The organism is Streptococcus sp. D7B5, assembly GCF_029691405.1.
Lineage (GTDB): Bacteria > Bacillota > Bacilli > Lactobacillales > Streptococcaceae > Streptococcus.
Window position 1 is genome coordinate 310,900 of sequence record NZ_CP121467.1, and the last position, 25,901, is coordinate 336,800.

Genomic DNA, 25,901 nt, shown 5'->3' on the forward strand with positions numbered 1-25,901 from the left:
AAAAGACAGTTATATAACTGTCTTTTTTGATAACTAGAAAAGAGGTTGGTAGTAGTACCAACCTTTATTTTGAAAATTTTCGTTTCATTATCTTTCGTTGAAGTTGTAAAAGGGCGAAGCTTGTTGCCATAGCAGCGATAAATGATAAAGCTGTATTTAATTTTAAGGCTAAAAAGATAAAACTAAAAAGTGCCATAAAAATACAGAAACAAGCGATATTTACAAAAAATAAAATCTCTTTTAGGTTAGGGCCGACTGGGGCTTCTGGTGTGTAATCTTGGTAAAGCGGAGTTTGTTTCGATTCGGGAGCTTGTTCAAACTCATAAGCTTCTAGTTTTCTTGCGGACATGATTCTCTCCTTAACAGTACATAACTATTTTATCATTTTTTATGCAGAGAATTATTACAGAATTGTTACAAAACTACTAAAGTCTCTTATCAACTTCTAAGTCTCTCTTCTTGACACCCACTGGGGAAAATGATAGCATGGATGTTACACTTAAAACAGATGACCTGACCTTCTTAATTATAAATATACTGAGAAAGAAAAGGATAACTTATATAAATTGATAGCAAGCTGAGGCTTTTTCCTAAGATGATTTGTTGAGTTGCTACCTGGATACTTTTGAAGAGTATTGGTAGGAGTTGTTTTGAATGGATGGAAGGACAGAGATTCTGTCTATTGGACTGGGTGGCTTTTTGCTACCTCTGGGAAATGTTAAAGGAGATAAGCATGTATCTTGCTATCAAAGAGATATTACGAAACAAACTTCGATATAGTTTGATCTTAACGACCATTTTTCTTATCGCTTTTATGGTCTTTTTTATGACCAGTCTAGCTCTCGGTCTTGTGCGAAACAACCGGGCCGCTATTGATAACTGGCAAGCAACGGGTGTCGTTTTATCCGACTACGCAAATGATAATTTGACGGCATCTTTTATTCCTGAAAAGGACTACAAGGAAAAGAGTTCTGAAGAGGCTGCTCCATTGGGCTATATGTTTGCTGTAACCAATCTAGTCGATGGTAGTGAAAAGGTCAATGTTTCCATCTTTGCTCAAAACTGGGACTCTTTTATCTCTCCTAGTTTGACGGAGGGTCGTTATCCTGAAGGAGATGATGAGGTTGTCGTGGATCAGTCCTTTGAAAACTATGGGATGAAGCTAGGTGATGTCATTCAGCTGAATGGAAGCGATTCAAGTTACAAGATTGTAGGCCTGACTCAAGGAAATAAATTTTTCACAGAGCCTGTTGTCTTTACGAGTCTGACAACTTATTGGACCTTACAAGGAACCTTGAAAGCCAATCGTTCTATCTCTGCCTTGGTATTGAAAAATGACATAGAAGTGGCTGGTGATGGACTGAAACAGATTTCCATTCCAAAAATGATATCAAAAATTCCTGGTTACACACCTCAGGTTAATGTGTTTTCAGGGATGATTCTTGCTATGATTGTCATTACAGGCTTGATTGTGGGTATTTTTGTTTATATCATTACCATCCAAAAACTAGGACTTTATGGAATAATGCGGGCTCAAGGGATACAGATCAAAACCATTGTATGGTCTCTATTCTGTCAAATCTTCCTCCTAGCTGGTATGGGGATTGCTTTAGCCTTGCTGGCAATCGGAGGAGTGATTTTAGTCTTACCAGCTACCTTCTTTTTCTACCCAAGCTGGATAGCTTACTCTGTCCTAAGCTTGGTAATTTCCTTGATGGCCCTTCTAGGTGGTGTCATTTCACTTCCACGCTTGCTAAAGGTGGACCCGATTACTGCGATTGCAGAATGATAAGGAGAATAGTATGACAGCACTGATTGAAATGACTCAAGTGACAAAAACATACGGGGAAGGAAAGATGAAAGTCATAGCCCTGCATGAGACGAATTTTCAGCTAAATGCGGGAGAGTTCGTTGCTATCGTTGGGCCTTCTGGCTCTGGAAAGACGACCTTTCTAACGACTCTTGGACAACTTCAGGAAACATCGAGTGGGAAGATTCTAGTCAAGGGGAAGGAAACAGGCAGTTTAACGGAGAAGGAGAAAACAGACCTTCGTTTTAGAGAGTTTGGCTTTATTCTACAAGCTTCAAACTTAATTCCTTTTCTAACGGTCAAGGAACAGCTGGATTTGATTGACAGACTGGATAAGGGAAAAAATAGTAAAAGTGATCGAAAAGAGTTACTTGACTTGTTGGATTTGGAAAAGGTACAAGATCATTATCCCAAGGCTTTATCAGGTGGTGAACGTCAACGTGCAGCAATCGCTAGAGCGCTTTATAATAATCCGAGTATCGTGCTTGCAGATGAGCCAACGGCCAGTCTGGATACCCAGCGTGCCTACCAAGTAACGGAAATGTTGGCTGCCATTGCCCACGAACAAGGTAGAGGAGTTGTCATGATTACACATGATACACGCCTTCTTGATAAGGTTGACCGTATTTATGTGATGAATGATGGTCACCTAGTTGAAAAAACACATACATAAAAAAGAAAGTGGACGGTACTAGTTACTGTTCACTTTTTGATTGCAATCTTTAAAAAATGACTTTGACTTTTTATAAAAATCCTAGTATTCATAGCTGATTTTTAAGAATTGTGGTATAATTTTCCTTATGGAAAAGATTATCATTACAGCAACTGCTGAAAGTATTGAACAAGTTGAACAACTACTCGAAGCTGGCGTAGATCGTATCTATGTCGGTGAGAAAGATTTTGGACTTCGTCTGCCAACGACCTTTAGTTATGAAGAGTTGCGCACCATCGCTAAGCTCGTTCATGATGCGGGTAAGGAATTGATCGTTGCAGTCAACGCCCTCATGCACCAGGATATGATGGACCGTATCAAGCCTTTCCTAGACTTCTTGGAAGAAATCAAGACAGACTATATTACTGTTGGGGATGCAGGTGTCTTTTATGTGGTCAACCGTGATGGCTATTCCTTTAAGACTATCTACGATGCTTCAACCATGGTGACAAGCAGTCGTCAGATTAACTTCTGGGGTCAAAAGGCAGGCGCCTCTGAGGCTGTTTTGGCGCGTGAAATTCCATCTGCTGAACTCTTCAAGATGCCAGAGATTTTGGAAATTCCTGCTGAAGTCTTGGTTTACGGAGCTAGTGTCATTCACCATTCTAAGCGCCCGCTCTTACAAAACTACTATAACTTTACGCATATCGACGATGAAAAGACGCGTAAACGTGACCTTTTCTTAGCAGAACCAAGTGACCCAGAGAGCCATTATTCCATCTTTGAAGACAATCATGGTACTCATATCTTTGCCAACAATGACCTTGATTTGATGACCAAATTGACAGAATTGGTGGAGCATGGTTTTACCCATTGGAAGCTAGAAGGACTCTACACACCAGGTCAAAACTTTGTAGAGATTGCTAAACTCTTTATCCAAGCTCGCAGTTTGATCCAAGAGGGCAAATTCAGCCATGATCAAGCCTTCTTGCTGGATGAAGAAGTTCGTAAACTTCACCCTAAAAACCGTTTCCTTGATACAGGATTTTATGACTACGATCCTGATATGGTTAAATAGGACACCAAAACCCGAAATAAAAATGTTCGGGTTTTTCCAGTGTATCCATGAAATAAAAACGGATACATGTTATAATAAAAGTAGCTCTTTAATGGAGGTGTTTGAGTGGAAAATCTGAAGAAAATGGCAGGTATCAAGGCTGCTGAGTTTGTCAAGGATGGCATGGTAGTCGGACTTGGAACGGGCTCTACTGCCTACTATTTCGTAGAAGAAATCGGTCGTCGGATCAAGGAAGAAGGTTTGCAGATTACTGCTGTGACAACTTCCAGTGTGACTAGTAAACAGGCTGAAGGGCTAAACATCCCACTCAAGTCGATTGATCAAGTGGATTTTGTCGATGTGACGGTTGATGGGGCGGATGAAGTAGATAGCCAGTTCAACGGGATCAAAGGCGGAGGTGGTGCCCTTCTGATGGAGAAGGTTGTGGCAACGCCCTCAAAAGAATACATTTGGGTGGTAGATGAAAGCAAACTGGTAGAGAAACTAGGTGCTTTTAAATTGCCTGTGGAAGTGGTTCAGTATGGTGCAGAACAGGTCTTTCGTCGGTTTGAGCGAGCTGGCTACAAACCAAGTTTCCGTGAAAAAGACGGTCAACGTTTTGTGACCGATATGCAGAACTTTATCATTGACCTAGCCTTGGATGTCATTGAAGATCCAATTGCTTTCGGGCAAGAATTGGACCATGTCGTTGGTGTCGTAGAGCACGGCTTGTTTAACCAAATGGTGGATAAGGTCATCGTAGCGGGACGAGATGGTGTTCAGATTTTAACTTCAACAAAAGCAAACTAATCAACATAATAAGGAGACAGACTATGTCAAAATTTAATCGGATTCACTTGGTGGTACTGGATTCTGTGGGAATCGGTGCTGCACCAGATGCCAATAACTTTGTCAATGCAGGGGTTCCAGACGGTGCTTCTGACACGCTGGGACATATTTCTAAAACAGTTGGTTTGAATGTGCCAAACATGGCTAAAATCGGTCTAGGAAATATTCCTCGTGAAACTCCTCTCAAGACTGTACCAGCTGAAAGCAATCCAACAGGATATGTGACAAAATTGGAAGAAGTATCTCTTGGTAAGGATACCATGACTGGTCACTGGGAAATCATGGGACTCAACATTACCGAGCCTTTTGATACTTTCTGGAACGGATTCCCAGAAGAAATCTTGACAAAAATCGAAGAATTTTCAGGACGTAAGGTCATTCGTGAAGCCAATAAACCTTACTCAGGAACAGCTGTTATCGATGATTTTGGACCACGTCAGATGGAAACTGGGGAGTTGATTATCTATACTTCAGCTGATCCTGTTTTGCAAATTGCTGCCCACGAAGACATTATTCCTTTAGATGAATTGTACCGTATTTGTGAATACGCTCGTTCGATTACCCTTGAGCGCCCTGCTCTTCTAGGTCGTATCATTGCTCGTCCTTATGTGGGTGAGCCAGGTAACTTCACTCGTACAGCAAATCGTCGTGACTTGGCAGTATCTCCATTTGCACCGACTGTTTTGGATAAATTGAATGAAGCTGGTATCGATACTTACGCTGTTGGTAAAATCAACGATATCTTTAACGGAGCTGGTATCAATCATGACATGGGCCACAACAAGTCAAACAGCCACGGAATTGATACATTATTGAAGACCATGGGACTTGCTGAGTTTGAAAAAGGATTCTCCTTCACAAATTTAGTTGACTTTGATGCCCTTTATGGACACCGTCGCAATGCTCATGGCTACCGTGATTGCTTGCATGAGTTCGATGAACGCTTGCCTGAAATTATTGCAGCTATGCGAGAGAATGACCTTCTCTTGATTACTGCTGACCATGGAAATGACCCAACCTATGCAGGAACAGACCACACTCGTGAATATATTCCACTTTTAGCTTACAGCCCTGCCTTTAAGGGAAATGGTGTCATTCCAGTCGGACATTTTGCAGATATCTCAGCGACAGTTGCGGATAACTTTGGTGTGGAAACTGCCATGATTGGGGAAAGTTTCTTAGATAAATTGGTATAAGATGAAACGCTATGCTTTACTGGTAAGGGGTATTAATGTCGGTGGGAAGAATAAGGTTGTTATGGTGCAACTTCGTCAAGAATTGACAGAGTTGGGACTGGAAAAGGTTGAAACCTACATCAACAGTGGCAACATTTTCTTTACTTCGACAGCTCCCAAAGCCCAATTGGTTGAAAAGTTAGAGGCTTTCTTTGAAATCCATTATCCATTTATTCAGAGCTTTTCCTTGCTGAGTCTTGAGGACTTTGAAGCGGAAATTGAAAATCTACCTGAATGGTGGACCAAAGATCTGGCTCGAAAAGATGTCCTCTTTTATACAGAAGGCTTGGATGTGGATCAAGTCATTGAGAAAGTTGAAAGTTTGGAACTGAAAGATGAAGTGGTTCATTTTGGAAGACTTGGGATTTTCTGGGGGAAGATCTCTGAAGAATCTTACTATGCAACTGCCTATCACAAGTACTTGCTCAAGATGCCTTTTTATCGCAACATCACCATTCGCAATGCAAAAACCTTTGACAAAATTGGTCAAATGTTAAAAAATAATAAAGGAGACACACAATGACATTTTTAGATAAAATCAAGGAAACAGCTGCTTTCCTGAAAGACAAGGGAATCCAAGCGCCTGAGTTCGGTCTAATCCTTGGATCAGGACTTGGAGAATTGGCAGAAGAAATCGAAAATCCAGTTGTAGTAGATTATGCAGACATTCCAAACTGGGGGCGCTCTACAGTAGTCGGTCACGCTGGTAAATTGGTATATGGAGAACTTGCAGGTCGAAAAGTCTTGGCTCTTCAAGGTCGTTTCCATTTCTACGAGGGAAATCCTCTTGAAGTCGTGACTTTCCCAGTACGTGTGATGAAAGTCCTCGGATGTGAAGGTGTCATTGTAACCAATGCAGCTGGAGGTATTGGATTTGGTCCTGGTACCTTGATGGCTATCTCAGACCATATCAATATGACGGGGCAAAACCCATTGATGGGTGAAAACTTGGATGATTTTGGTCCACGTTTCCCAGATATGTCTAAAGCCTACACTCCAGAATACCGTGCTATTGCCCATGAAGTGGCTAAGAAACTTGGTATCAAGCTTGATGAAGGTGTCTATATTGGTGTAACAGGTCCGACTTATGAAACCCCAGCAGAAATTCGTGCCTATAAGACATTGGGAGCAGATGCAGTTGGTATGTCTACTGTTCCTGAAGTTATTGTTGCAGCTCACTCAGGTTTGAAAGTTCTTGGTATTTCATGTATTACTAACCATGCTGCTGGTTTCCAAGAAGAACTCAACCACGAAGAAGTTGTAGAAGTGACTGAACGTGTTAAAGGTGACTTCAAAGGCTTGCTTAAAGCGATTCTTGCTGAATTGTAATGAATACTTATCATAGAAAGGTAGAGTGAAGTGTTCTGATTTGAACACGAGCGGAAAATCTTTCATAACAATAAAAGAAAGGATGGGTAAACCGTATTTGTTGAACTGAATACGGGCGGAGAACTGTGTAAAAAAGATAAACTGTCTAACATCTGCGATGTGTCGTCAGTTTCCTATTTTTCCTTTGTTCTCTGTAGCTATCCTAAATATACAAAAAGAAAGGTAGAGCGAAGTGTTCTAATTTGAACACTAGCGGAAAACTCGGAAAATAGATAATCTGACTGAGAAATCAGGATTTCTCGTCAAATTCCTAATTTTCAGTCGTTTTCTTCTCGCTCTTTATATCATAAACTATGTCTATCCATATTGCTGCTCAGCAGGGTGAAATTGCTGATAAAATTCTTCTTCCTGGGGATCCTCTTCGTGCGAAATTTATTGCGGAAAACTTCCTTGAAGATGCTGTTTGTTTTAACGAAGTGCGTAACATGTTTGGTTACACTGGTACTTACAAGGGTCACCGTGTATCGGTCATGGGAACTGGGATGGGGATGCCATCCATTTCGATTTATGCGCGTGAGTTGATTGTGGACTACGGTGTAAAGAAATTGATCCGTGTGGGAACTGCGGGTTCGTTAAACGAGGATGTTCATGTCCGTGAATTGGTTTTGGCGCAAGCAGCTGCAACCAACTCAAACATCATCCGCAACGACTGGCCACAGTATGATTTCCCACAAATCGCTAGTTTTGACTTGCTAGACAAGGCCTACCATATCGCCAAAGAACTAGGTATGACCACCCACGTTGGGAACGTTTTGTCATCAGATGTCTTTTACTCAAACTACTTTAAAAAGAACATCGAGCTTGGTAAATGGGGAGTCAAGGCTGTGGAAATGGAAGCAGCAGCTCTTTACTATCTTGCTGCCCAACACCACGTCGATGCACTTGCTATCATGACCATTTCTGATAGCTTGGTCAATCCAGATGAAGACACTACGGCAGAAGAACGCCAAAATACCTTCACCGATATGATGAAGGTTGGTTTGGAAACCTTGATTGCAGAGTAAATTGTAAACGAAAATCCTGATTTCACCTGAAATCAGGATTTTTTCATAGATGCGATTTTTTCTGGGTCTGGTGTAACGCGGAGGGTCTTTTGTCCTGTGTAGGTTACAAAACCGGGTTTGCCACCAGTTGGTTTATTGAGTTTCTTGACTTCAATCATATCCACCTGCACGAGATTTGACAAGCGCCCTTTGGAGAAGTAGGCAGCTAGTTCGGCCGCATCTGTTTTAACTTCATCAGATGGGGCAAGATTTCCTGAGATGACGACGTGGCTTCCAGGAATGTCCTTGGCATGGAACCAAAGTTCCTCCTTGCGGGCCATTTTAAAGGTCAATTCCTCATTTTGCAGGTTGTTTCGTCCGACATAGATGATGGTCTTGCCATCGCTCGCCAGATACTGTTCTGGTTTTTTGCGTTTCTGAATTTTCTCGCGTTGGCGTCTTCTAATAAAGCCAGTTTGGATCAATTCTTCACGGATTTCAGCGATTTCCTCCAGCCCAGCTTGATTGAGAACAGTCTCGACACTTTCTAAATAAAGAATGGTAGCCTTGGTTTCTTCGATCAGTTCAGTCAGGTATTTGACTGCTTCTTTGAGTTTCTGGTAACGCTTAAAATAGCGTTGGGCATTCTGACTGGGAGTCAAGGCCTTATCAAGCGCAATGGTGATAGGTTGATTGGTGTAGTAGTTGTCCAAGGTAACCTGATCTTGGTCATTAGGCACTTGGTGGAGGAAGGTTGTCAACAATTCCCCTTTTTGGCGAAATTCCTCAGCATTGTCTGTTGCCAGTAATTCTTTTTCTTGTTTTTTCAGCTTATGTCGATTTTTCTGAAGTTCATTTTCAACACGTCGAATCAGTTCGCTGGCTTGCTGTTTGACACGGTCGCGTTCAGCCTTGTCCTTATAGTAGGTGTCCAGCAAGTCAGAAAGGCTGGCAAAAGGCTCTCCCACCTGATTTACAAAAGGAACTGGGCTGAAGGAAGTCTCTGTTAAGCATGGCTTGGTTTCTTGACTGAAAAAGTTTCGGAAAGTAGACAGTTTATCACTGACAAGAATGTTTTCCAATTCATTTGCCGTATCACGTCCCAGACCTTGAAAGAGACTTTGAAGATTTTTTGCAGTTAGTTCTTGGGTTTGCAGAATTTCAAAGAGTTTTTCATCCTTGACAGTAAAAGGATTGAGAGACTCGGTGCTTGGTGGAGCGAGATAGGTCGATCCGGGGAGCAAGGTGCGGTAGCTATTTTGTGAAAAGCCAACGTGTTTAATAACTTCGAGGATTCTATGGCTGCTTTTATCCACGAGGAGAATATTACTGTGTTTGCCCATGATTTCGATAATCAAGGTAGCCTGAATATGGTCCCCAATCTCATTTTTATTGGAAACTGTAATTTCCACAATACGGTCATTTTCGATTTGCTCGATCGACTCAATCAGGGCACCCTGCAAATACTTTCTCAAAACCATGATAAAAGTGGAAGGTTGGGCTGGATTTTCAAAGGTTGTTTGGGTCAGCTGGATGCGACCAAAAACGGGATGAGCAGAGAGGAGCAGGCGATGGCTTTGGCGATTGCTGCGGATTTGCAAGACCAACTCTTGTTCAAAAGGTTGATTGATTTTCTGGATGCGACCATTGACCAACTCTCTTCGCAATTCCTCAACCATATGGTGTAAAAAAAATCCGTCAAATGACATCGTTCTCTCCTTGTGATTGTATTCCATAGTATTATATCAAAAAGGTAGAATAAAATCATGGAAATGTGGTATAATAAAGCCAAGTAAAGAGAATCGAGAAGTACATGTATATTGAAATGGTAGATGAAACTGGTCAAGTTTCACAAGAAATCTTGCAACAAACCCAAGAAATTTTGGAATTTGCAGCCCAAAAAATAGGAAAAGAAGACAAGGAGATGGCAGTTACTTTTGTGACCAACGAGCGTAGCCACGAACTCAACCTCGAGTACCGTGATACGGATCGTCCGACAGATGTCATCAGCCTTGAGTATAAACCAGAGTTGGACATTGCCTTTGATGAAGAAGATTTGCTTGAAAATCCTGAATTAGCAGAGATGATGTCTGAGTTTGATGCCTATATTGGGGAACTGTTCATCTCTATCGATAAAGCGCATGAGCAGGCTGAGGAATATGGCCACAGCTTTGAGCGTGAAATGGGCTTCTTGGCAGTACACGGCTTTTTACATATCAACGGCTACGATCACTACACTCCGGAAGAAGAAGCGGAGATGTTCGGTTTACAAGAAGAAATTTTGACAGCCTATGGACTCACAAGACAATAAACGAAAATGGAAAAATCGTGACCTGGTATCCAGTTTAGAATTTGCCCTTACAGGAATTCTGACTGCTTTCAAGGAAGAACGCAATATGCGAAAACATGCAGTGACGGCTCTAGTAGTCATCCTTGCAGGTTTTGTTTTTCAGGTGTCACGAATCGAATGGCTCTTTCTCCTAATGAGCATTTTCTTGGTAGTGGCTTTTGAGATTATTAACTCCGCTATCGAAAATGTGGTGGATCTAGCCAGTCACTATCACTTTTCTATGTTGGCAAAGAAAGCCAAGGACATGGCAGCAGGAGCCGTGCTAGTTGTCTCTCTTTTTGCTGCAGTGACAGGTGCACTTATCTTTCTCCCACGCATTTGGGATATACTATTTTAAACACTAAGAGGAAATTATGACATTTAAATCAGGCTTTGTAGCTATTTTGGGACGTCCCAATGTTGGGAAGTCAACATTTTTAAATCACGTCATGGGGCAAAAGATTGCCATTATGAGTGACAAGGCGCAGACAACGCGCAATAAAATCATGGGGATTTACACCACAGATAAGGAGCAAATCGTCTTTATCGATACACCTGGGATTCACAAGCCAAAAACAGCTCTTGGAGATTTCATGGTGGAATCTGCTTATAGCACCCTTCGTGAAGTAGATACTGTTCTATTCATGGTGCCAGCTGATGAGCCACGTGGTAAGGGCGACGACATGATTATCGAGCGTCTGAAAGCTGCCAAAGTGCCTGTGATTCTGGTGGTGAATAAGATTGACAAGGTCCATCCAGACCAGCTTTTGGCTCAAATTGATGACTTCCGTAACCAGATGGACTTCAAGGAAATCGTTCCTATTTCAGCTCTTCAAGGAAATAACGTTTCTCGTCTAATCGATATTTTGAGTGAAAATCTGGAGGAAGGGTTCCAGTATTTCCCATCTGATCAAATCACAGATCATCCTGAGCGTTTCTTGGTTTCTGAAATGATCCGTGAGAAAGTCTTGCACCTAACGCGAGAAGAGATTCCTCACTCAGTTGCAGTGGTAGTTGACTCCATGAAGCGTGACGAAGAGACAGACAAGGTTCATATCCGTGCAACCATCATGGTCGAGCGTGATAGTCAAAAAGGTATTATCATCGGTAAAGGTGGCGCCATGCTCAAGAAAATTGGGACCATGGCCCGTCGTGATATCGAACTCATGCTAGGGGACAAGGTTTTCCTAGAAACTTGGGTCAAGGTCAAGAAAAACTGGCGTGATAAAAAGCTAGATTTGGCTGACTTTGGCTATAATGAAAAAGAATACTAAGTAGAGGTGGGCTCATGCCTGCTTCTTGTTTTTACAGAAGGAGGATTTATGCCTGAATTACCAGAGGTTGAAACGGTTCGTCGTGGCTTAGAAAAATTGATTTTGGGAAAGAAGATTTCGAGTGTAGAGATTCGTTATCCCAAGATGGTCAAGACAGATTTGGACGAGTTTCAAAAGGAATTGCCTGGTCAAGTTGTTGTGTCAATGGGACGTCGTGGAAAATATTTGCTTTTTTACCTAACAGACAAGGTCTTGATTTCCCATCTGCGGATGGAGGGCAAGTATTTTTACTATCCAGACCAGGTTCCTGAACGCAAGCATGCCCATATTTTCATTGAGTTTGAAGATGGAGGCACGCTTGTTTATGAGGATGTACGCAAGTTTGGTACCATGGAACTATTGGTGCATGAACTTTTGGATGCCTACTTTGTTTCTAAAAAACTAGGGCCTGAGCCAATAGAGCAGGATTTTGATTTGCAGTCCTTCCAAGCTGCCCTATCCAAATCTAAAAAGCCTATCAAATCTCACCTTCTAGACCAAACCTTGGTCGCTGGCCTTGGAAATATCTATGTGGATGAGGTTCTCTGGCGAGCTCAGGTCCATCCAGCTAGATCTTCCCAGACTTTGACAGCAGACGAAACGTCAGCTATACATAACCAGACCATTGCTGTTTTGGGTCAGGCTGTTGAAAACGGGGGCTCAACTATTCGAACCTATACCAATGCCTTTGGGGAAGACGGAACCATGCAGGACTTCCATCAGGTTTATGATAAGACTGGACAAGCATGTTCGCGCTGTGGGACAGTGATTGAGAAGTTCCAGCTCGGTGGACGAGGAACTCATTTTTGTCCTCAGTGTCAAAGGAGGGACTGATGGGAAAAATCATTGGAATTACAGGAGGAATTGCCTCTGGTAAGTCAACTGTGACAAATTTTCTAAGAGAAAAAGGCTTCCAAGTGGTGGATGCCGATGCAGTCGTCCATGATCTACAAAAACCTGGGGGTCGTCTTTATCAGGTTTTAGTCCAGCATTTTGGACAGGAAATTCTCTTAGAAAATGGAGAACTCAATCGTCCTCTCCTAGCTAGTCTCATCTTTTCAAATCCTGAGGAGCGGGAATGGTCTAAGCAAACACAAGGAGAGATAATTCTTGAGGAACTGGCAGCATTGCGTGACCAGTTAGCCCAGACAGAAGCAATTTTTTTCATGGATATTCCCCTGCTTTTTGAACAGGGATATGCCAACTGGTTTGATGAAACGTGGCTGATCTATGTGGACTATGATGTCCAGTTAGAACGTTTCATGAAAAGGAATCATCTTTCTAAGGAAGTCGCCGAGTCTCGTCTGGCAGCTCAGTGGTCTTTAGAAGAAAAGAAAAAATTGGCGAGTCATATATTAGATAACAATGGCAGTCGTGATCAGCTCGTGAGTCAAGTAGTGAAGTTACTTGAAGGAGGCGATAGCTGTGCAAGAGATTAGTTGGAAAGAGAATCTTCGTGTCGCCTGGTTCGGTAGTTTTCTAACGGGCGCCAGCATTTCCTTGGTCGTTCCTTTCATGCCTATCTTTGTAGAGCAGTTGGGAATTGAAGGGGACCAAGTTGCTTTTTATGCTGGATTAGCCATCTCAGTTTCGGCTGTTTCAGCAGCTCTAGTTTCTCCTATCTGGGGTATTCTTGCTGACAAGTACGGTCGAAAGCCCATGATGATTCGAGCTGGGCTTGCCATGACCATCACTATGGGAGGTTTGGCCTTCGTGCCAAATATCTATTGGCTACTCTTTCTGCGCTTGCTTAATGGTGTATTTACTGGTTTTGTCCCCAATGCAACGGCCTTGATTGCTAGTCAGGTACCTAAAGATAAGTCTGGAGCGGCTCTGGGGACTTTATCTACAGGTGTTGTTGCAGGAACACTGACGGGTCCCTTTGTTGGAGGCTTGGTTGCTGAAATTTTTGGTATTCGTAATGTCTTTTTATTGGTAGGTGCTTTCTTATTTCTAGCTGCAATCCTAACCATTTTCTTTATCAAGGAAGATTTTCAGCCAGTGGCTAAGGAGAAGGCTATCCTAACGAAAGAAGTATTTTCTTCTTTCAAGTATCCTAGGCTTTTAGCGAACCTATTTTTGACGAGCTTTGTCATTCAATTTTCAGCTCAATCAATTGGTCCCATTCTAGCTCTCTATGTGCGTGACTTAGGGCAAACTGAGAATCTCCTCTTTGTATCAGGATTGATTGTATCCAGCATGGGATTTTCTAGCATGATGAGTGCTGGAATTCTAGGAAAACTTGGCGATAAGGTAGGGAATCATAGATTGTTGGTCACGGCACAGATTTATTCCGTCATCATTTACCTTCTTTGTGCCCATGCGACCAGCCCCCTTCAACTTGGCTTGTATCGTTTTCTCTTTGGTTTGGGAACGGGAGCTCTCATACCGGGAGTCAATGCCCTTCTCAGTAAAATGACTCCAAAATCAGGTATTTCAAGGATTTTCGCCTTCAACCAAGTCTTTTTTTATCTCGGTGGAGTGATTGGACCTATGGCGGGATCTGCAGTTGCAGGATATTTGGGCTATCATGCTGTCTTTTATGCGACAGCAGCCTGTGTAGCTTTCAGTTGTTTATGTAACATAGTGCAATTTAGATCATTATTAAAAGTAAAGGAAATCTAGTGCGAGTAAAAATCAATCTCAAGTGCTCCTCTTGTGGTAGCATCAATTATCTAACCAGTAAGAACTCCAAAACTCATCCAGACAAGATTGAGGTGTTAAAATATTGTCCAAAGGAAAGAAAAGTAACTTTACATCTTGAATCTAAGTAGAATTTATGGTAAAATAATAGGGATTTTAAGGAGTTTGATATGTATAACCTATTATTAACCATTTTATTAGTATTATCTGTTGTGATTGTGATTGCGATTTTCATGCAACCAACCAAGAACCAATCCAGCAATGTATTTGATGCCAGCTCAGGTGATTTGTTTGAACGTAGTAAAGCGCGTGGTTTTGAAGCTGTGATGCAACGTTTGACAGGTATTTTAGTCTTTTTCTGGCTAGCCATTGCCTTAGCATTGACGGTATTATCAAGTAGATAAGAAATGGGCAGGACTAGGTCTTTGCCTATTTTTATTTTTATACTCTTCAAAAATCAAATTCAAACCACGTCAGCGTCGGCTTGTCGTATATGTGTTACTGACTTCGTCAGTTCTATCCACAACCTCAAAACGGTATTTTGAGCAACCTGCGACTAGCTTTCTAGTTTGCTCTTTGATTTTTATTGAGTATTAAATGATGTTTGAGAAGGTCTTACAGTTAAAGAAAATTAAAAAATCTAGAAAGAAAACATGAAAGATAAAATTAAAGAATATTTGCAAGAGAAGGGGCGAGTGACGGTAAATGATCTAGCTCAGGCTCTCGGAAAGGATGGGTCCAAGGATTTCCGTGAGTTGATTAAAACCCTGTCTCTGATGGAAAGAAAGCACCTGATTCGTTTTGAAGATGATGGTAGTTTATGTCTGGACCAAAAGAAGAAACATGAAATTACCCTCAAAGGGATTTTTCATGCCCATAAAAACGGCTTTGGCTTTGTCAGTCTAGAAGGCGAAGAGGACGATCTTTTTGTAGGAAAAAACGATGTCAACTATGCCATTGATGGTGATACCGTAGAGGTGGTCATCAAGAAAGTCGCTGACCGCAACAAGGGAACTGCTGCAGAAGCAAAAATTATCGATATCTTAGAGCATAGCCTGACGACAGTTGTCGGGCAAATCGTTTTGGATCAGGAAAAGCCCAAGTATGCGGGCTACATTCGTTCAAAGAATCAGAAAATCAGCCAACCGATTTATGTGAAGAAACCGGCTATCAAGTTGGAAGGGACAGAGGTTCTCAAGGTCTTTATCGATAAATACCCAAGTAAGAAACATGATTTCTTTGTCGCTAGTGTGCTAGACGTGGTGGGGCACTCGACTGATGCTGGGATTGATGTTCTTGAAGTCTTGGAATCCATGGATATTGTTTCAGAATTTCCAGAAGCTGTTCTCAAGGAGGCAGAAAGTGTACCGGAAGCTCCGTCTCAAAAGGATATGGAAGGTCGTCTGGACCTGAGAGATGAGATTACCTTTACCATTGACGGTGCGGATGCCAAGGACTTGGACGACGCAGTACACATCAAGACTTTGAAAAATGGAAATCTAGAACTCGGAGTTCACATCGCAGATGTTTCCTACTATGTGACCGAGGGTTCTGCCCTTGACAAGGAAGCCCTTAACCGCGCGACTTCTGTCTACGTGACAGACCGAGTGGTGCCAATGCTTCCAGAGCGTTTGTCAAACGGCATCTGCTCTCTCAATCCTCAAGTAGATCGCTTGACCCAGTCTGCTATTATGGAAATTGATAAACACGGTCGTGTGGTTAATTACACCATTACCCAAACAGTTATCAAGACTAGCTTCCGTATGACCTATAGCGCTGTCAATGACATCCTAGCTGGCGATGAGGAAAAGAGACAAGAGTTTAAGAAAATTGTTCCAAGTATCGAACTCATGGCCAAGCTCCATGAAAGGCTAGAAAGCATGCGTGAGAAACGTGGTGCCCTTAACTTTGATACCAGTGAAGCTAAGATCTTGGTGGATAAAAAAGGCAAGCCAGTTGATATCGTTCTTCGTCAGCGTGGTGTTGCTGAGCGGATGATTGAGTCCTTCATGTTGATTGCTAATGAAACGGTTGCCGAGCACTTTAGCAAGCTGGATCTACCTTTCATTTATCGGATTCACGAGGAGCCCAAGGCTGAAAAAGTTCAGAAGTTTATTGATTATGCTTCAAGCTTTGGTTTGCGGATTTATGGGACTGCCAGTGAGATTAGCCAGGAGGCGCTTCAAGACATCATGCGTGCTGTTGAGGGAGAACCCTATGCGGATGTATTGTCAATGATGCTTCTCCGTTCTATGCAACAGGCTCGTTATTCAGAGCATAATCACGGTCACTATGGACTAGCGGCCGACTATTACACTCACTTTACCAGCCCCATTCGTCGTTATCCTGACCTTCTTGTTCACCGAATGATTCGGGATTACGGCCGTTCTAAGGAAATAGCAGAGCATTTTGAACAAGTGATTCCAGAGATTGCAACCCAGTCTTCCAACCGTGAACGTCGTGCCATCGAGGCGGAGCGTGAAGTCGAAGCCATGAAAAAGGCTGAGTACATGGAAGAATACGTGGGCGAAGAGTACGATGCGGTTGTGTCTAGCATCGTTAAATTCGGTCTCTTTGTCGAATTGCCAAATACAGTCGAAGGCTTGATTCACATTACCAATTTGCCTGAATTTTATCATTTCAACGAGCGTGATTTGACTCTTCGTGGAGAGAAATCAGGAATCACTTTCCGTGTGGGACAGCAGATTCGCATTCGAGTTGAAAGAGCCGATAAGATGACAGGAGAGATTGATTTCTCTTTCGTACCTAGTGAGTTTGATGTCATTGAAAAAAGCTTGAAACAAGCTGGTCGAAGAGACAGGGGTCGTAGTTCAAGTCGTCGTTCAGATAAGAAGGAAGACAAGAGAAAATCAGGACGCTCAAATGATAAGCAAAAGCATTCACAAAAAGATAAAAAGAAAAAAGGCAAGAAACCTTTTTACAAGGAAGTAGCTAAGAAAGGAGCCAAGCATGGCAAAGGGAGAGGGAAAGGTCGTCGCACAAAATAAAAAGGCGCACCACGACTATACAATCGTAGATACGCTTGAAGCAGGAATGGTCCTGACAGGAACGGAAATCAAGAGTGTTCGAGCAGCTCGAATCAATCTCAAGGATGGGTTTGCCCAAGTGAAAAATGGGGAAGTCTGGTTGAGCAACGTTCATATCGCCCCTTACGAAGAGGGCAATATCTGGAATCAGGAACCAGAACGCCGTCGCAAACTCCTGCTCCATAAGAAACAAATTCAAAAATTGGAACAAGAGACCAAAGGGACAGGAATGACCCTTGTTCCCCTCAAAGTCTATCTCAAAGACGGCTATGCCAAGCTTCTTTTAGGACTTGCCAAAGGGAAACATGACTATGACAAACGGGAGTCAATCAAGCGTCGTGAACAAAACCGCGACATCGCGCGTGTGATGAAAGCTGTCAACCAGCGTTAAGAAGAGGAAGTAAAATGGAAAAATTAATTGCCTATAAACGGATGCCCTTGTGGAATAAACAGACCATGCCTGAAGATGTCCAGCAAAAGCATAATACTAAAGTTGGCACTTGGGGAAAAATTACTGTCTTGAAGGGGGCACTCAAGTTTATTGAGTTGACTGAAGATGGTGAGGTTCTAGCTGAACACCTCTTTGAAGCAGGAGCAGACAACCCTATGGCACAACCACAAGCTTGGCACCGAGTTGAGGCCGCAACAGACGATGTAGAATGGTACTTGGAATTTTATTGTAAACCTGAGGATTATTTCCCTAAGAAATACCAGATCAATCCAGTCCATTCAGAGGTCCTAGAAGCTATGCAGACGGTGAAACCAGGAAGAGCCTTGGATTTGGGTTGTGGTCAAGGCCGTAACTCTCTCTTTCTTGCACAGAATGGTTTTGATGTGACAGCTGTGGATCAAAATGAATTATCCCTTGAAATCTTGCAAAGCATCGTAGAGCAAGAGGATCTAGACATGCCTGTCGGACTTTATGATATCAATTCAGCCAGCATTAGCCAAGACTATGATTTCATCGTTTCAACAGTTGTTCTGATGTTCCTACAAGCGGACCGTATTCCAACTATTATCCAAAATATGCAGGAGCACACCACGGTCGGTGGCTATAATCTTATCGTCTGTGCCATGGATACAGAGGATTATCCTTGCTCGGTTAACTTCCCATTCACCTTTAAAGAAGGGGAGTTGGCGGACTACTACAAGGATTGGGAATTGGTCAAATATAATGAAAATCCAGGACATCTGCACCGTCGTGATGAAAATGGCAATCGCATTCAACTACGCTTTGCGACTATGCTAGCTAAAAAAGTCAAGTAAAAACCTATACCAGCGAATAGAAACCACTTTGCAAGGTCTCTATTCGTTTTTGTTTGCGTTGGTTGATTGGGGCGAGCAGGATTTTATGCTATACTAGAAGTAGGAAATCTGAGCAGTAGAACTGTGTTGCTGATACTCTCAGCGCAAGAAAGTCTTTATGATGGAGGTGGTCGAATGACGAGTCTTTTGGTGGAATTGTATGATCGGCATGTATTGGAAAAGAATGTCTACCAAGCCTTCATCAGTGATTGTGACGAGATTCTTTTTTTATCTTTGACAAAAATAAGCAATGAAGAGAGACTCTCTCTCCGTCAGTTCATCATGGAAGAGGTGCATCATATCCAACGAGTGACCTTTCGTCAGTTATCCTTAGAACAACTAGCGGACCAGTTAGATTATTGTCTAGCAGGCTATAACCAGGTTCTTCTTGATGTTTTTGGTGGGGATTCGCTACTAGCCTTATCTCTCTATCAATACGGCTTGGATCGGGACCTTCCTATCGTTGCCATGGATGTCGAGCGAGGAAAACAATACAAGTGGGTAGATGGCCAGTTGGAAAAAGAAGACTTGGACATTCCAACCCTAAGCATCCAACAGTTGATATCCTTGCGTGGTGGAAAAATGCTCAAATCAAAACGCCCTATCCACTCAGCTCAGCAAATTGCAGCCATCAAAAAACTAGCCAGCTCTGCCATTGCCAACCCTGCCCACTGGTATCAAGTGACCCAATTTTTCTCTCTAGCTAAGACCAATGACCTGCATGCTGAGACAGAAAAGATACTGGAAAACAATGGCAGATATTATCACTATCCAAAATCCCTTATTCCTTTACTTGTGGAAGCAGGGATGCTTTGTATTGAAAGTGAGGACAAAAAACGAGTAGCTTACAGTTTTCCAAGTCAAGAAGCTCAGGTCTTTTGTCGCAACAAGGGGCATATTTTAGAGGTATATCTCTATCTCTTGGCACTTGAATCTCAGCTGTTTGATGAGTGCATGATAGGCGGTGAGATTGATTGGAATGGCATCTTTCCAGAGGCGGATAATGTCCAAAATGAGATTGATGTCATTCTGAGAAAGGGACGCTCGATTACCTTTATCTCCTGCAAGATGACAGATTTATCAGTCGAAGCCATCAATGAACTAGAAGTTTACGCCAATCATTTTGCTGGGGAGAGTTGCCTCAAGTTGATTGTTTGTACTGGAAAAATCAATCCAGCTTATGCCAATCGCTGCCAAGAATATGGCGTGCTGGTCATTAGAAGTGAGCAGATCGCCAATCTCATTCCCATGCTAAAAAAATATTCTAAGAGACAAAAAAGATAAGAAATAATATCATGAAAGGCTGGAAATCCAGTCTTTTTTACTTCTTTTTCGAATAAATGAGAAAAGGAGGTAGACCATGTTTGTAGCCAGAGATGCCAAGGGAAATTTGGTGAATGCCCTCGAAAAAGACGTGACTAGGCAAGATTATACTTGTCCAGCCTGTGGTGGTGGACTACGATTACGCCAAGGACAGAGCATTCGAACGCATTTTGCCCATGAAAGGTTAAGAGATTGCATCGCTATTTTTGAAAATGAAAGTCCAGAACACTTGGGCAACAAAGAGATCCTTTATCACTGGGCCAAGAAGGACAATCAGGTCGCTTTAGAATATAGTCTGCCCAAGATTCAGCAAATAGCGGATGTTCTCGTCAATGAGAAACTAGCTCTGGAGGTCCAGTGCAGTCCCTTGTCTCAAAAGCTTTTAGGTCATAGAAGTCAAGGCTACCGTAGTCAGGGATACCAAGTTATCTGGCTACTGGGAGAAAAACTCTGGTTAAAAGAGAGACTTACACAACTGCAAAGGGGATTTCTCTATTATAGTCAAAATATGGGTTTCTATGCTTGGGAACTAGATTTCAAAAAGCAAGTTTTGAGACTCAAATACCTTTTGCATCAGGACCTACGTGGCAAGCTTCATTTTCGGGTCAAGGAGTTTCCCTATGGTCAAGGAAATCTCTTGGAAATTCTACGATTTCCTTATCAGAAACAAAAACTGCCTCGTTTTGCAGTTGAGCAAGATTCATCTATCTGTCACTACATTCGCCAACAGTTGTACTACCAAACGCCCTACTGGATGAAAAAGCAGGAGGAGGCTTATCAACGAGGAGACAATCTATTAAACCGTCAACTAGACGACTGGTATCCTCAAGTCAGACCAATAGAATCAGGAGATTTTTTGCAGATTGAAACGGATTTGACTAGCTATTATAGAAATTTTCAGGCTTACTATCAAAAAAAACCGAAAAATAATTGCCAAAAGCTCTATCCACCAGCCTTTTATCACTTATATTTCTCAAAAAATGTGGTAAAATAGAAAGGATGGAGGAATCTTATGGTATTACAACGACATGAAATAAATGAAAAAGATACATGGGATCTTTCAACAATCTACCCAACAGACCAGGCTTGGGAAGAAGCCTTGAAAGATTTAACTGAAAAAGTACAAACAGCATCTCGATATGAGGGGCATCTCTTGGATAGCGCAGACAGTTTGCTTGAGATTACAGAATTCTCACTTGACTTGGAACGCCAAGTTGAAAAGCTTTATGTCTATGCGCATATGAAAAATGACCAGGACACACGTGAAGCCAAGTATCAAGAGTACTATGCTAAGGCAATGACCCTATACAGTCAGTTAGAACAAGCCTTTTCATTCTATGAACCTGAGTTTATGGAGATTAGTGAGGAGCAGTATGCGGCCTTCCTAGAAGCTCAACCAAAACTCCAAGTTTACAAGCACTTTTTTGACAAGCTCTTGCAAAAAAAAGACCATGTTCTTTCGCAACGTGAGGAAGAATTGCTTGCTGGCGCAGGAGAAATCTTTGGCGCTGCTAGTGAAACCTTCGCTATTTTGGACAATGCGGATATTAGCTTCCCATATGTCTTTGATGATGAAGGCAATGAAGTGCAACTCTCACACGGTACTTACATTCGCTTGATGGAGTCTAAAAACCGTGAAGTGCGTCGTGGGGCCTATGAAGCCCTTTATGCGACTTACGAGCAATTCCAACACACTTATGCTAAGACTTTGCAGACAAATGTCAAGGTGCAAAACTACCGTGCAAAAGTCCGCAACTATAAGAGTGCTCGCCATGCAGCCCTCGCAGCAAACTTTGTTCCAGAAAGTGTCTATGACAATCTAGTAGCAGCAGTTCGCAAGCATTTGCCACTCTTGCATCGATACCTTAACCTGCGTTCTAAAATCTTGGGTATTTCAGATCTCAAGATGTACGATGTCTACACACCGCTATCTTCAGTAGAATACAGCTTTACCTACGAAGAAGCCTTGAAAAAGGCAGAAGAGGCCTTGGCAGTCTTGGGTGACGACTACTTGAGCCGTGTCAAACGTGCCTTCAGCGAGCGTTGGATTGATGTCTATGAAAACCAAGGCAAGCGTTCTGGTGCCTACTCTGGTGGTTCTTATGATACCAATGCCTTTATGCTTCTCAACTGGCAGGACAATTTAGACAATCTCTTTACCCTTGTCCATGAAACTGGTCACAGTATGCACTCCAGCTATACTCGTGAAACCCAACCTTATGTGTACGGAGATTACTCAATCTTCTTGGCAGAAATTGCCTCAACGACCAATGAAAATATCTTGACAGAGAAATTATTGGAAGAAGTGGAAGACGATGCAACTCGCTTTGCAATCCTCAATAACTTCTTGGACGGTTTCCGTGGAACAGTTTTCCGTCAAACTCAATTCGCTGAGTTTGAACATGCCATCCATCAAGCAGATCAAAATGGAGAAGTCTTGACCAGTGATTTCCTCAATAAGCTCTACGCGGACTTGAACCAAGAGTACTATGGACTCAGCAAGGAAGACAATCCTCAGATCCAATACGAGTGGGCACGCATTCCACACTTCTACTATAACTACTATGTTTATCAGTATTCAACAGGTTTTGCAGCTGCTTCAGCCTTGGCTGAGAAGATTGTCCATGGTAGTCAAGAAGATCGTGACCGCTATATCGACTACCTCAAGGCAGGTAAGTCTGACTATCCACTCAATGTCATGAGAAAAGCGGGAGTGGATATGGAGAAGGAAGACTATCTCAACGATGCCTTTGCAGTCTTTGAACGTCGCTTGAACGAGTTTGAAGCCCTTGTTGAAAAATTGGGACTAGCTTAAGATGGTAGAGTCTTATAGTAAAAATGCCAATCACAATATGCGTCGCCCCGTCGTCAAGGAAGAAATCGTAGAGTTTATGCGCCAGCGTCAAAAGCAGGTGACAGGTTCCTTGAAAGAATTGGAAGTCTTCGCTCGCAAGGAAAACATTCCCATTATTCCTCATGAAACGGTCGCTTACTTTCGATTTCTCATGGAAACCATGCAACCTAAGAATATTTTGGAGATCGGAACGGCAATTGGCTTTTCAGCCCTCTTGATGGCGGAACATGCGCCAAATGCCAAGATTACAACGATTGACCGTAATCCTGAGATGATTGGCTTTGCCAAGGAAAATTTTGCCCAGTTTGACAGCCGCAAGCAAATCACCCTCCTAGAGGGAGATGCAGTCGATGTTTTATCTAGTCTGACAGAAACTTATGATTTTGTCTTTATGGATTCGGCCAAGTCCAAGTATATCGTCTTTCTACCTGAAATACTTAAACATTTGGAAGTTGGTGGAGTAGTGGTCTTGGATGATATTTTCCAAGGAGGAGATGTTGCCAAGGATATCATGGAAGTCCGTCGTGGTCAACGAGCCATTTACCGTGGTTTGCAAAGACTTTTCGACGCAACTTTGAACAATCCAGGTCTAACAGCGACTCTAGTTCCACTTGGAGACGGCATTCTCATGCTAAGAAAAAATCTAGCAGAAGTAGAGCTTCCTGAGAGCGAATGATTTTCAGGTAAATTTAAGAAATTATAGTAAAATAGATAAGGTAACACTTATCGTAAAAGGAGTAAAAATGAAGAAAAAACTTATGGCAGGAGCCATCACACTTTTATCAGTAGCAACACTTGCAGCTTGTTCAAACAGTTCTGAAGGAAAAGATTTGATCAGCATGAAGGGCGATGTGATTACAGAGCATCAATTCTTTGAAGAAGTAAAGAACAATCCAACTGCACAACAAGTCTTGCTCAATATGACCATCCAAAAAGTATTTGAACAACAATATGGGTCAGAGGTAACAGATAAAGATGTGGATGACGCCGTTGCTGAGGAACAAAAGAAATACGGCGATAGCTACAACAGCGTGCTTCAACGTGCAGGTATGACACCTGAGACTCGTAAAGCTCAAATCCGTACCAGCAAATTGGTTGAATTAGCGGTTAAAAAGGCTGCTGAGAGTGAGTTGACAGACGAAGCCTACCAAAAAGCTTTTGAGTCTTACACACCAGATGTAACAGCTCAAATCATCCGTTTGGATAATGAAGACAAGGCAAAAGAAGTACTTGAGAAAGCTAAAGCAGAAGGTGCGGATTTTGCTCAGTTGGCAAAAGACAACTCTAACGACGATAAAACAAAAGAAAATGGTGGAGAAATCACTTTTGACTCTGCTTCAACAGAACTTCCAGAACAAGTCAAGAAAGCAGCCTTTGCCTTGGATGTGAACGGGGTTTCTGATGTGATTACAGCTACTGGAACACAAGCCTACAGTAGTCAGTTCTACATCATCAAAGTAACGAAGAAAACAGAAAAATCTTCTAATATCGAGGATTATAAAGAAAAATTGAAGACCATCATCTTGACTCAAAAACAAAATGATTCAGCCTTTGTTCAAGGAGTAATTGGTAAAGAATTGCAAGCAGCAAACATCAAGGTTAAAGACCAATCATTCCAAAACATCTTCACCCAATACATCGGTGGTGGTGACTCAAGCTCAAGCAGCAGTTCTTCATCTAACTAAGTAAGCAAAAAACAAATCTCAAAAGAGATTTGTTTTTTTTATACCTGATACGAGAAAATGAGTAAAATTCGAAGGATTAAAGGATAAGAGTTTTTTTCTTTCTGAAAAAGTGGTATAATAGCAATCAAAACTAGAAAATAAAACGGAATTGGGAACAGAAGCGTCTGTTCCTATTAGAGTGGTGAAATATGAAAATTAGCAAAAGGCACCTACTAAACTATTCCATTTTGATTCCTTACTTCCTTTTATCGATTTTGGGACTGATTGTGGTGTACTCGACAACGAGTGCAACCTTGATCGAAGAAGGAAAAAGTGCCTTTCAATTGGTGCGTAACCAGGGGATCTTCTGGATAGCTAGTTTGATTCTGATTGCCTTAATCTATAAATTAAAATTAGGTTTCCTAAGAAACGGACGTCTTATTTTTATCGTAATGATTGTGGAGATGGTTCTTTTAGCTCTGGCGCGACTGGTCGGAACACCTGTTAATGGAGCATACGGATGGATCTCTGTAGGACCTGTAACGATTCAGCCTGCGGAATACCTTAAGATTATCATCATCTGGTACCTGGCGCATCGATTTTCAAAACAGCAAGATGAGATTGCGGTTTATGACTTCCAGGTTTTGACACAGAATCAGTGGCTACCTCGAGCTTTTAACGACTGGCGTTTTGTTCTGCTAGTTCTGATTGGTAGCCTGGGAATTTTCCCAGACTTGGGAAATGCGACCATCTTGGTCTTGGTGGCGCTCATCATGTATACCGTAAGTGGAATCGCCTATCGTTGGTTCTCAACCATTCTGGCTCTCTTGGCAGGGAGCTCAATGTTAGTCTTGTCTGTCATTCGCTTTGTTGGGGTTGAAAAGTTCTCTAAAATTCCTGTATTTGGTTACGTTGCTAAACGTTTTAGTGCCTTCTTTAATCCTTTTAATGACTTGGCGGGTGCAGGACACCAGCTCGCAAATTCCTATTATGCAATGGTAAATGGTGGCTGGTTCGGGCTGGGATTAGGGAATTCTATCGAGAAGCGTGGTTATCTGCCAGAAGCCCATACGGATTTCGTCTTTTCGATTGTTATTGAGGAGTTTGGATTCGTAGGAGCCGGTATGATTTTGGCTTTACTCTTCTTCTTGATTTTACGAATCATCTTGGTTGGTATTCGAGCAAAGGACCCTTTTAACTCTATGGTTGCTATTGGTGTCGGAGGAATGATCCTTGTTCAGGTCTTTGTCAATATCGGTGGGATTTCAGGGTTGATTCCTTCTACAGGGGTAACCTTCCCCTTCCTTTCACAAGGTGGGAACAGTCTATTGGTATTATCCGTAGCCATCGCGCTTGTACTAAACATTGATGCCAGCGAAAAACGTGCCAAACTTATCAGAGAATACGAGAATCAAATCGATGAAAATCTGTAAGGATTGAATGGAAAG

At 42.2% G+C, this 25,901-nt stretch carries 27 protein-coding genes; 25 read left to right on the forward strand and 2 right to left on the reverse strand.

The window, feature by feature from the left end:
* Window positions 1-64: 64 nt before the first annotated feature.
* Window positions 65-349, reverse strand: a complete 285-nt coding sequence (locus P8P68_RS01490) for a DUF3270 domain-containing protein (protein WP_001276161.1) — start codon at window positions 347-349, stop codon at window positions 65-67.
* Window positions 350-733: 384 nt separating this feature from the next.
* On the opposite strand from P8P68_RS01490, the gene P8P68_RS01495 reads away from it, so the two are divergent.
* The 8 genes from P8P68_RS01495 to deoD all read left to right on the forward strand — a co-directional run bounded on the left by P8P68_RS01495 (window position 734) and on the right by deoD (window position 7,996).
* Window positions 734-1,789, forward strand: coding sequence for an ABC transporter permease (locus tag P8P68_RS01495; protein WP_000280281.1), 1,056 nt, complete (start codon window positions 734-736; stop codon window positions 1,787-1,789).
* Between the two features lie 13 nt (window positions 1,790-1,802).
* Window positions 1,803-2,483, forward strand: coding sequence for an ABC transporter ATP-binding protein (locus P8P68_RS01500; protein WP_278276029.1), 681 nt, complete (start codon window positions 1,803-1,805; stop codon window positions 2,481-2,483).
* Window positions 2,484-2,610: 127 nt separating this feature from the next.
* On the forward strand, window positions 2,611-3,540 hold the full coding sequence (locus tag P8P68_RS01505; protein WP_125827729.1) for a peptidase U32 family protein: 930 nt from the start codon (window positions 2,611-2,613) through the stop codon (window positions 3,538-3,540).
* Between the two features lie 105 nt (window positions 3,541-3,645).
* A complete protein-coding gene (gene rpiA / locus P8P68_RS01510) occupies window positions 3,646-4,329 on the forward strand; it encodes a ribose-5-phosphate isomerase RpiA (RefSeq protein ID WP_049505712.1) in 684 nt (227 codons plus the stop codon).
* A gap of 23 nt (window positions 4,330-4,352) precedes the next feature.
* Window positions 4,353-5,564, forward strand: coding sequence for a phosphopentomutase (locus P8P68_RS01515; RefSeq protein WP_169445971.1), 1,212 nt, complete (start codon window positions 4,353-4,355; stop codon window positions 5,562-5,564).
* A 1-nt stretch (window position 5,565) separates the two neighbouring features.
* Window positions 5,566-6,126 (forward strand): DUF1697 domain-containing protein, encoded by a 561-nt coding sequence (locus tag P8P68_RS01520; RefSeq protein WP_278276030.1) that lies wholly within the window; start codon window positions 5,566-5,568, stop codon window positions 6,124-6,126.
* On the forward strand, window positions 6,123-6,932 hold the full coding sequence (locus tag P8P68_RS01525; RefSeq protein ID WP_049485269.1) for a purine-nucleoside phosphorylase: 810 nt from the start codon (window positions 6,123-6,125) through the stop codon (window positions 6,930-6,932). The genes P8P68_RS01520 and P8P68_RS01525 overlap by 4 nt, the downstream gene beginning before the upstream one ends.
* A 353-nt stretch (window positions 6,933-7,285) precedes the next feature.
* Complete coding sequence (deoD, locus tag P8P68_RS01530; RefSeq protein ID WP_000022092.1) at window positions 7,286-7,996, forward strand: purine-nucleoside phosphorylase; 711 nt, start codon at window positions 7,286-7,288, stop codon at window positions 7,994-7,996.
* A gap of 32 nt (window positions 7,997-8,028) precedes the next feature.
* On the opposite strand, the gene pavA is transcribed toward deoD, so the two are convergent.
* Window positions 8,029-9,684, reverse strand: coding sequence for an Rqc2 family fibronectin-binding protein PavA (gene pavA / locus P8P68_RS01535; protein ID WP_278276031.1), 1,656 nt, complete (start codon window positions 9,682-9,684; stop codon window positions 8,029-8,031).
* 104 nt (window positions 9,685-9,788) lie between these two features.
* Between pavA and ybeY the strand changes: the two genes are divergently transcribed.
* From ybeY to P8P68_RS01620, 17 genes are all read left to right on the forward strand, one after another.
* Entirely contained in the window at window positions 9,789-10,286 is a 498-nt protein-coding gene (ybeY, locus tag P8P68_RS01540; RefSeq protein ID WP_000275169.1) for an rRNA maturation RNase YbeY, read from the forward strand.
* On the forward strand, window positions 10,267-10,662 hold the full coding sequence (locus P8P68_RS01545; RefSeq protein WP_000378181.1) for a diacylglycerol kinase: 396 nt from the start codon (window positions 10,267-10,269) through the stop codon (window positions 10,660-10,662). The genes ybeY and P8P68_RS01545 overlap by 20 nt, the downstream gene beginning before the upstream one ends.
* Before the next feature lie 16 nt (window positions 10,663-10,678).
* Window positions 10,679-11,578 (forward strand): GTPase Era, encoded by a 900-nt coding sequence (era, locus tag P8P68_RS01550; protein WP_000143275.1) that lies wholly within the window; start codon window positions 10,679-10,681, stop codon window positions 11,576-11,578.
* Window positions 11,579-11,626: 48 nt separating this feature from the next.
* Window positions 11,627-12,451, forward strand: a complete 825-nt coding sequence (gene mutM, locus P8P68_RS01555) for a DNA-formamidopyrimidine glycosylase (protein WP_216728416.1) — start codon at window positions 11,627-11,629, stop codon at window positions 12,449-12,451.
* Entirely contained in the window at window positions 12,451-13,056 is a 606-nt protein-coding gene (gene coaE / locus P8P68_RS01560) for a dephospho-CoA kinase (protein ID WP_216728415.1), read from the forward strand. The genes mutM and coaE overlap by 1 nt, the downstream gene beginning before the upstream one ends.
* Window positions 13,043-14,242 (forward strand): multidrug efflux MFS transporter, encoded by a 1,200-nt coding sequence (locus tag P8P68_RS01565; protein WP_216728414.1) that lies wholly within the window; start codon window positions 13,043-13,045, stop codon window positions 14,240-14,242. The genes coaE and P8P68_RS01565 overlap by 14 nt, the downstream gene beginning before the upstream one ends.
* Complete coding sequence (gene rpmG, locus P8P68_RS01570; protein WP_001809104.1) at window positions 14,242-14,391, forward strand: 50S ribosomal protein L33; 150 nt, start codon at window positions 14,242-14,244, stop codon at window positions 14,389-14,391. Before P8P68_RS01565 ends, rpmG begins: the two co-directional genes overlap by 1 nt.
* Window positions 14,392-14,430: 39 nt before the next feature.
* On the forward strand, window positions 14,431-14,664 hold the full coding sequence (gene secG, locus P8P68_RS01575; protein ID WP_000282517.1) for a preprotein translocase subunit SecG: 234 nt from the start codon (window positions 14,431-14,433) through the stop codon (window positions 14,662-14,664).
* Window positions 14,665-14,913: 249 nt separating this feature from the next.
* Complete coding sequence (rnr, locus tag P8P68_RS01580) at window positions 14,914-17,268, forward strand: ribonuclease R (protein WP_278276032.1); 2,355 nt, start codon at window positions 14,914-14,916, stop codon at window positions 17,266-17,268.
* Window positions 17,231-17,698: an SsrA-binding protein SmpB gene (gene smpB / locus P8P68_RS01585; protein ID WP_001051743.1), complete on the forward strand. Its 468-nt coding sequence runs from the start codon at window positions 17,231-17,233 to the stop codon at window positions 17,696-17,698. The genes rnr and smpB overlap by 38 nt, the downstream gene beginning before the upstream one ends.
* 14 nt (window positions 17,699-17,712) lie before the next feature.
* Window positions 17,713-18,573 carry an SAM-dependent methyltransferase TehB gene (gene tehB / locus P8P68_RS01590; protein WP_278276033.1) on the forward strand — a complete coding sequence of 287 codons (861 nt, stop codon included), beginning with the start codon at window positions 17,713-17,715 and terminating at the stop codon, window positions 18,571-18,573.
* A 174-nt stretch (window positions 18,574-18,747) separates the two neighbouring features.
* A complete protein-coding gene (locus P8P68_RS01595) occupies window positions 18,748-19,896 on the forward strand; it encodes a hypothetical protein (RefSeq protein WP_278276034.1) in 1,149 nt (382 codons plus the stop codon).
* A 76-nt stretch (window positions 19,897-19,972) separates the two neighbouring features.
* Window positions 19,973-20,929 carry a competence protein CoiA family protein gene (locus P8P68_RS01600; RefSeq protein ID WP_278276035.1) on the forward strand — a complete coding sequence of 319 codons (957 nt, stop codon included), beginning with the start codon at window positions 19,973-19,975 and terminating at the stop codon, window positions 20,927-20,929.
* Between the two features lie 18 nt (window positions 20,930-20,947).
* Complete coding sequence (gene pepF / locus P8P68_RS01605) at window positions 20,948-22,750, forward strand: oligoendopeptidase F (RefSeq protein ID WP_278276036.1); 1,803 nt, start codon at window positions 20,948-20,950, stop codon at window positions 22,748-22,750.
* A 1-nt stretch (window position 22,751) separates the two neighbouring features.
* Complete coding sequence (locus P8P68_RS01610; RefSeq protein ID WP_278276038.1) at window positions 22,752-23,465, forward strand: O-methyltransferase; 714 nt, start codon at window positions 22,752-22,754, stop codon at window positions 23,463-23,465.
* 67 nt (window positions 23,466-23,532) lie between these two features.
* Entirely contained in the window at window positions 23,533-24,474 is a 942-nt protein-coding gene (gene prsA / locus P8P68_RS01615) for a peptidylprolyl isomerase PrsA (RefSeq protein WP_000728082.1), read from the forward strand.
* A 188-nt stretch (window positions 24,475-24,662) separates the two neighbouring features.
* Window positions 24,663-25,886: an FtsW/RodA/SpoVE family cell cycle protein gene (locus tag P8P68_RS01620; RefSeq protein WP_125825847.1), complete on the forward strand. Its 1,224-nt coding sequence runs from the start codon at window positions 24,663-24,665 to the stop codon at window positions 25,884-25,886.
* Window positions 25,887-25,901: the final 15 nt, after the last annotated feature.

Coding starts and splice junctions, on each gene's coding strand:
- smpB (WP_001051743.1), top strand. CDS start 17,231: ATGGCAAAGGGAGAGGGAAAGGTCGTCGCACAAAATAAAAAGGCGCAC.
- P8P68_RS01515 (WP_169445971.1), top strand. CDS start 4,353: ATGTCAAAATTTAATCGGATTCACTTGGTGGTACTGGATTCTGTGGGA.
- P8P68_RS01545 (WP_000378181.1), top strand. CDS start 10,267: ATGGACTCACAAGACAATAAACGAAAATGGAAAAATCGTGACCTGGTA.
- era (WP_000143275.1), top strand. CDS start 10,679: ATGACATTTAAATCAGGCTTTGTAGCTATTTTGGGACGTCCCAATGTT.
- P8P68_RS01595 (WP_278276034.1), top strand. CDS start 18,748: ATGACGAGTCTTTTGGTGGAATTGTATGATCGGCATGTATTGGAAAAG.
- tehB (WP_278276033.1), top strand. CDS start 17,713: ATGGAAAAATTAATTGCCTATAAACGGATGCCCTTGTGGAATAAACAG.
- prsA (WP_000728082.1), top strand. CDS start 23,533: ATGAAGAAAAAACTTATGGCAGGAGCCATCACACTTTTATCAGTAGCA.
- coaE (WP_216728415.1), top strand. CDS start 12,451: ATGGGAAAAATCATTGGAATTACAGGAGGAATTGCCTCTGGTAAGTCA.
- P8P68_RS01500 (WP_278276029.1), top strand. CDS start 1,803: ATGACAGCACTGATTGAAATGACTCAAGTGACAAAAACATACGGGGAA.
- P8P68_RS01505 (WP_125827729.1), top strand. CDS start 2,611: ATGGAAAAGATTATCATTACAGCAACTGCTGAAAGTATTGAACAAGTT.
- pepF (WP_278276036.1), top strand. CDS start 20,948: ATGGTATTACAACGACATGAAATAAATGAAAAAGATACATGGGATCTT.
- deoD (WP_000022092.1), top strand. CDS start 7,286: ATGTCTATCCATATTGCTGCTCAGCAGGGTGAAATTGCTGATAAAATT.
- rnr (WP_278276032.1), top strand. CDS start 14,914: ATGAAAGATAAAATTAAAGAATATTTGCAAGAGAAGGGGCGAGTGACG.
- P8P68_RS01620 (WP_125825847.1), top strand. CDS start 24,663: ATGAAAATTAGCAAAAGGCACCTACTAAACTATTCCATTTTGATTCCT.
- P8P68_RS01495 (WP_000280281.1), top strand. CDS start 734: ATGTATCTTGCTATCAAAGAGATATTACGAAACAAACTTCGATATAGT.
- P8P68_RS01520 (WP_278276030.1), top strand. CDS start 5,566: ATGAAACGCTATGCTTTACTGGTAAGGGGTATTAATGTCGGTGGGAAG.
- P8P68_RS01490 (WP_001276161.1), bottom strand. CDS start 349: ATGTCCGCAAGAAAACTAGAAGCTTATGAGTTTGAACAAGCTCCCGAA.
- P8P68_RS01525 (WP_049485269.1), top strand. CDS start 6,123: ATGACATTTTTAGATAAAATCAAGGAAACAGCTGCTTTCCTGAAAGAC.
- P8P68_RS01610 (WP_278276038.1), top strand. CDS start 22,752: ATGGTAGAGTCTTATAGTAAAAATGCCAATCACAATATGCGTCGCCCC.
- P8P68_RS01600 (WP_278276035.1), top strand. CDS start 19,973: ATGTTTGTAGCCAGAGATGCCAAGGGAAATTTGGTGAATGCCCTCGAA.
- mutM (WP_216728416.1), top strand. CDS start 11,627: ATGCCTGAATTACCAGAGGTTGAAACGGTTCGTCGTGGCTTAGAAAAA.
- secG (WP_000282517.1), top strand. CDS start 14,431: ATGTATAACCTATTATTAACCATTTTATTAGTATTATCTGTTGTGATT.
- pavA (WP_278276031.1), bottom strand. CDS start 9,684: ATGTCATTTGACGGATTTTTTTTACACCATATGGTTGAGGAATTGCGA.
- ybeY (WP_000275169.1), top strand. CDS start 9,789: ATGTATATTGAAATGGTAGATGAAACTGGTCAAGTTTCACAAGAAATC.